Consider the following 4,341-nt stretch of genomic DNA (forward strand, 5'->3'; position numbering starts at 1 on the left):
GGTTCAAATCCTGCTCCCGCAACCAAACTTCTAGGTCGGATATCAAACACTTAGCGCCCCAAGGGGCGCTTTCTGCGTTTGTAGCTCTAACACCCGGTGCTACAACGGTGCTACGCCAGAGAGCAAACAACAACTAATTTTGGTGTTCCGTTCCTAACTGTCTGCGTTGCCGAATTTTGTAACAGAAGAAAACCAACCCCAGCGCGACGTAAGCGTTGCATCTGACCCCCTAGATAGCACCTCATCAGCCAACACCTAGAAGTCTATGATGCCTCCAAAAGGATACCGTCCCGGGTTTTGGAGCGCGTATCCATGGACGGATGGCCCGTCGACGAGGCCGAGGGGGTCGGCCTGGAGGTATCGTCCTGTTGTTGGGTCGTAGTCGCGCATCCAGTTCTGGTGCAGGCCGGATTCACTCTGGAACCATTGGCCGGGGAAGCGGAGATCGGAGGCGATGCCCGAGGAGGTGTGGACGCCGCCGAAGGGCAGGTAGGAGACCTCCCAGATCTTGCCGCCGAGTTCATCGGTGGCAAAGACGGGGCGGCCGATATGGTCGGTGCGGATGAAGTAGAGCTGGTCGTTTTCGACCACGCCGACGGGTTCTCCATTGAACCAGCCACCCGATCTCGGATTCAGGTGCCGTCGGATTTAAGCTATAAGTGCTACCTTAGATCCAAGATCTTGTTCGAGTATCCCTTCGACCTTTTCTTGTGTGGAGAATCCAGCAATCCAATATGATCAATCGCCTGAGCAAAGTTGGTATCTCCATCGAAAATACTCAGCATGGATTCCTCGTCATATACTTTTTCCCAGAACGATGGATTGGCCCGCAAGACAGACAAGATTTCTTCGCAAAACTCGGGCAGCGTAAGTTCGCCGGTTTGACGTAGAATCATATCGACATTGACCATCGGCTCGGCATTCGGATTCGGCAGAATAATAAGGTGACCCAATCTGTCCAGAATGTATCTCCACCATTCCGGCCTCCGGAGCTCAATTGTTTCAATCTCGAAGCGTCGCCCCGAACTGTCATAGATTATCGCCTCGTCAAAGCCTCCTCGAATATAGTAGGATGCAATGTTCCAGTTGAAACGCGACGGTTTGGACAAGTCTCCGCCAAACCCGCCAAGCACGCAATCAGGCATAACCACCGCAAGAGGATAGTTCAGTTTCCGCAACCGCATTCGCTGTCGAAAGCCTCCATCAAAGCGCCAACCGCCGGACCGCCAACCGCTCCATAGGTCCAGTACCGCTTGCCATGGACAAACCTCTGCAACGGGTTAAATCGCGGGCGACCACCCCAAGAACCAGTAAAGCGCCTATGAACCGATTTCGGAAGGTTCCTCAAGTTCATAAAGTGGTTGTGCAAACCTGCGCTGCGGTTCCCATTCGCGGGAATCAAACCATGATGGGTTTCAATAGATCCATCACGTACACTTTTGAACCCTGTTCTATCCTTGAACTTCCGCGAGGCGGAGGACCAATTCTTGAGCCTGCGAATTGCCAAGACCTTTCGCAAGCCCAAATCCAAGGTCACCCCCAAAGGCGCCCGTTCCTGCGACTGCGCCAACCCGGAACCAATTAGCACAATTTAAATCTCCGCTATGTTCGGAAAGCTGGGCAAAGAGATCCAGCGACGCCGCGATTGCCATACCGGCAGCGATGGCTGCGGGAATAGCCTCTCCCGTCGGATCGGTATATCGTTCCGAGTTTTGCCCTGCGTATCCGTAGACGGGAGGTCCATCGACGAGGCCGAGCGGGTCGGCCTGGAGGTACCGCCCTGTTGTGGGGTCGTAGTCGCGCATCCATTTCTGGTGCAGGCCGGTTCTGGACTGGAGAGGAGCTGTGCGGGTCTAGATGCGAAATCTCAGCGTTACTCGATTGCTCGAGAATCCCCAGTTAACTCTCCGAGTTTCAGCCTCTTTCCCAAGTCGTCAATTTTAACTGCTTTGCTCGTATAGTTTTTGGGACGCAATTTACACTCTACGCTCGTCAACCAGCCCTCCGAGATAAAGATCACACCAGCCGCCTTTTGACCGCTTGACGTCAAAATCTCAAACCTATGCTTGGCCTCAGTACCCCTATTCATTGGTAATCGCCACTCTGAATCAAAACTTGCCCGACGTTCATCATTACATCTAAAGAACATCAGAATTTTGCTGTCGTCAGAACGTTGCACGAGGTCCATCCAAGACAGTTGCTCAATGATCTTTGTCCTATTGGCAGTATCCAAGTTTTTCACAAAATGAGTAAGGATTTCGGCCTCGTATGATCGTAGCCAGCTGTTCCCATCTGCGAAGAATATCTTAAGCTTTTGAATCAGATCTCTCACTGACATGAACAGCTGTCCTGTAGATCAATGAAAAGTAGTGGTGCGGGTGCACCTAAGGCGCCTTTATAGAAGTATGGAATACGATCCCATAACCGGCGCGCTGGCGAATATCTTTGCCCCCATTGGGTCCGCCGCAGAAGACCATCGCCCTTTAGATTTCCATAGTATTTTGGATCGTGTTTGTAGTGACGCTTCCTTGTTACAAAGTTACCGTTGAATTTGTTGCTGTCTTTGCCGCCTTTCAGAAACCATTTCCCGAGCCTTTCATTCAGACCCGGAAGGTGCTTGGCGCGATTTGGAACAAAGTGACTGAAGTTCAATCCTTTACTTGCACTCCCCGCAACTTTCCAACCAACTCCACCACCGGCTGCGCCCAAAGCCGTTGAAACTCCAATGCCCGCCCAATCATAGCACTGATATTCCACCCCGTGTGCCAGATATTGCTCAAGAATACCGAGAGTTAATCCGATTCCAGCACCAGCAATTGGAGCCGGTATATACTCCCCAATCGGATCTGTATACCTCCCCGGGTTCTGTAGCGCGTATCCATAGACACTCGGCCCATCGACGAGTCCGAGGGGGTCGGCCTGGAGGTATCGGCCTGTTGTGGGGTCGTAGTCGCGCATCCAGTTCTAGTGCGGGCCGCTCTCGGACTGGTGCCACTGGCCGGGGAAGCGGAGATCGGAGATGTCTCCGGTTGAGGTGTGTACGCCGCCGAAAGGCAGCTTCCAATTTGTGAACAGAAATGCCCGATATCGCTTCGGTATCATTTCTATTCAGAAATGACTAAAAATCTGTCGACCAGGGCGTCCAGCAATCGACCTTTCGTATTTAGACCGTAATCTTCATCAAACCCCGATAAAACCAGCTCGTCCGACAACATGTCGCCAAAGTCTCTTGCGACATCTTCTGGTATCAGGAATTTCATCCTGCCCCATTTATCTATTTCGGCTCTCTTGATAAACTCATGTACTTGGGGTGCATTGTGAGCAATGCTCTTCAGAAAGTCCGACTGCTCTTGATTCAGTTCAACAAGCATCAGCGTCATCTTACTCCCCCCTTCCCAACGGATTAACCGACACTATTTTGCCGTTGGATGGATTGATGGTAACCTTTACGTCGGTCCCTTTGAAAGTCTGAAACGGACGCCCCTTTTTATCCACGCCGGTTTTGACTTTGCGAGGCTTGGTAACGGCATCACGGATTGATCCAGGTCCGGCACCCGCACGCTTGCCTCCATCTCCAATGGCTCTATTTTCTCCGTGTTTCGTGTATCCCCTGATCGATACCCCTGTGGCTGCCACAAAAGGTACCGACTTGGCCCCGACAGCTGTAGCTGTGGTCTTACTTGCCTGACCTGCGCCTCGCCATGCATTCCAAGCCGCACCTACACCTTTGAAGAGGACTCCGCCGATTGCGCCATATGCTGCATCGGTGAGGCCCTCCTCCAAAGTATAGCAGCCGTCACCCAAAAATTGATCAAAAAGGTACCCGGTTCCGGCTCCAATAGCTGCTCCAGCCAATAGTGTTGGTATGTACTCCGCGGTCGGGTCTGTGTACCGTCCCGGGTTCTGGAGCGCGTATCCGTAAACGCTCGGCCCATCGATCAGCCCCAGCGGGTCTGCCTGAAGGTATCGCCCGGTTGTGGGGTCGTAGTCGCGCATCCAGTTCTGGTGCAGACCGGATTCGGCCTGATACCACTGGCCGGGGAAGCGGAGTTCCAGTTCCAGCGGGGTTATCTGCCAGAAGGTTTCGACTGCGCCGAAGGGCAGGTAGGAGACCTCCTAGATCTTGCCGCCCAGCTCATCGGTGGCAAAGACGGGCCGGCCGATATGGTCGGTGCGGATGAAGTAGAGCTGGTCCTCTTCGACCACGCCCACGGCCTCGCCGTCCATCCAGATATACTCACGCAGCAGCGTTGAGCCTCCCCAACTGAACTGGTCCACCGTTATGTTTAGGAAACGGAGGACCAAGAATGGCAAACAAGAGACCGAAGCCGGAAGAGATTA

Annotated in this window: 6 protein-coding genes and 1 pseudogene; all 7 read right to left on the minus strand. The window is 53.1% G+C overall.

Going from position 1 to position 4,341, the window contains the following annotated elements; genetic code table 11:
* Window positions 1–255: 255 nt before the first annotated feature.
* The gene (locus tag ACR0AO_RS25180) at window positions 256–591 is read right to left on the minus strand and encodes an RHS repeat domain-containing protein (RefSeq protein WP_480609689.1); all 336 of its coding nucleotides are present in this window, start codon (window positions 589–591) and stop codon (window positions 256–258) included.
* 71 nt (window positions 592–662) lie between these two features.
* Complete coding sequence (locus ACR0AO_RS25185; protein WP_480609693.1) at window positions 663–1,178, minus strand: hypothetical protein; 516 nt, start codon at window positions 1,176–1,178, stop codon at window positions 663–665.
* A 273-nt stretch (window positions 1,179–1,451) separates the two neighbouring features.
* Window positions 1,452–1,823: pseudogene (locus ACR0AO_RS25190) on the minus strand (RHS repeat-associated core domain-containing protein); the annotation flags it as partial.
* 505 nt (window positions 1,824–2,328) lie between these two features.
* Complete coding sequence (locus ACR0AO_RS25195; protein WP_480609697.1) at window positions 2,329–2,958, minus strand: RHS repeat domain-containing protein; 630 nt, start codon at window positions 2,956–2,958, stop codon at window positions 2,329–2,331.
* A gap of 146 nt (window positions 2,959–3,104) precedes the next feature.
* Entirely contained in the window at window positions 3,105–3,380 is a 276-nt protein-coding gene (locus ACR0AO_RS25200) for a hypothetical protein (RefSeq protein ID WP_480609700.1), read from the minus strand.
* 1 nt (window position 3,381) lies between these two features.
* Window positions 3,382–4,104, minus strand: a complete 723-nt coding sequence (locus tag ACR0AO_RS25205) for an RHS repeat-associated core domain-containing protein (RefSeq protein ID WP_480609706.1) — start codon at window positions 4,102–4,104, stop codon at window positions 3,382–3,384.
* A 12-nt stretch (window positions 4,105–4,116) separates the two neighbouring features.
* Window positions 4,117–4,278 carry a hypothetical protein gene (locus ACR0AO_RS25210; protein ID WP_480609703.1) on the minus strand — a complete coding sequence of 54 codons (162 nt, stop codon included), beginning with the start codon at window positions 4,276–4,278 and terminating at the stop codon, window positions 4,117–4,119.
* Between the last annotated feature and the right edge of the window lie 63 nt (window positions 4,279–4,341).

This window comes from Ruegeria sp. AF8, from assembly GCF_056541825.1.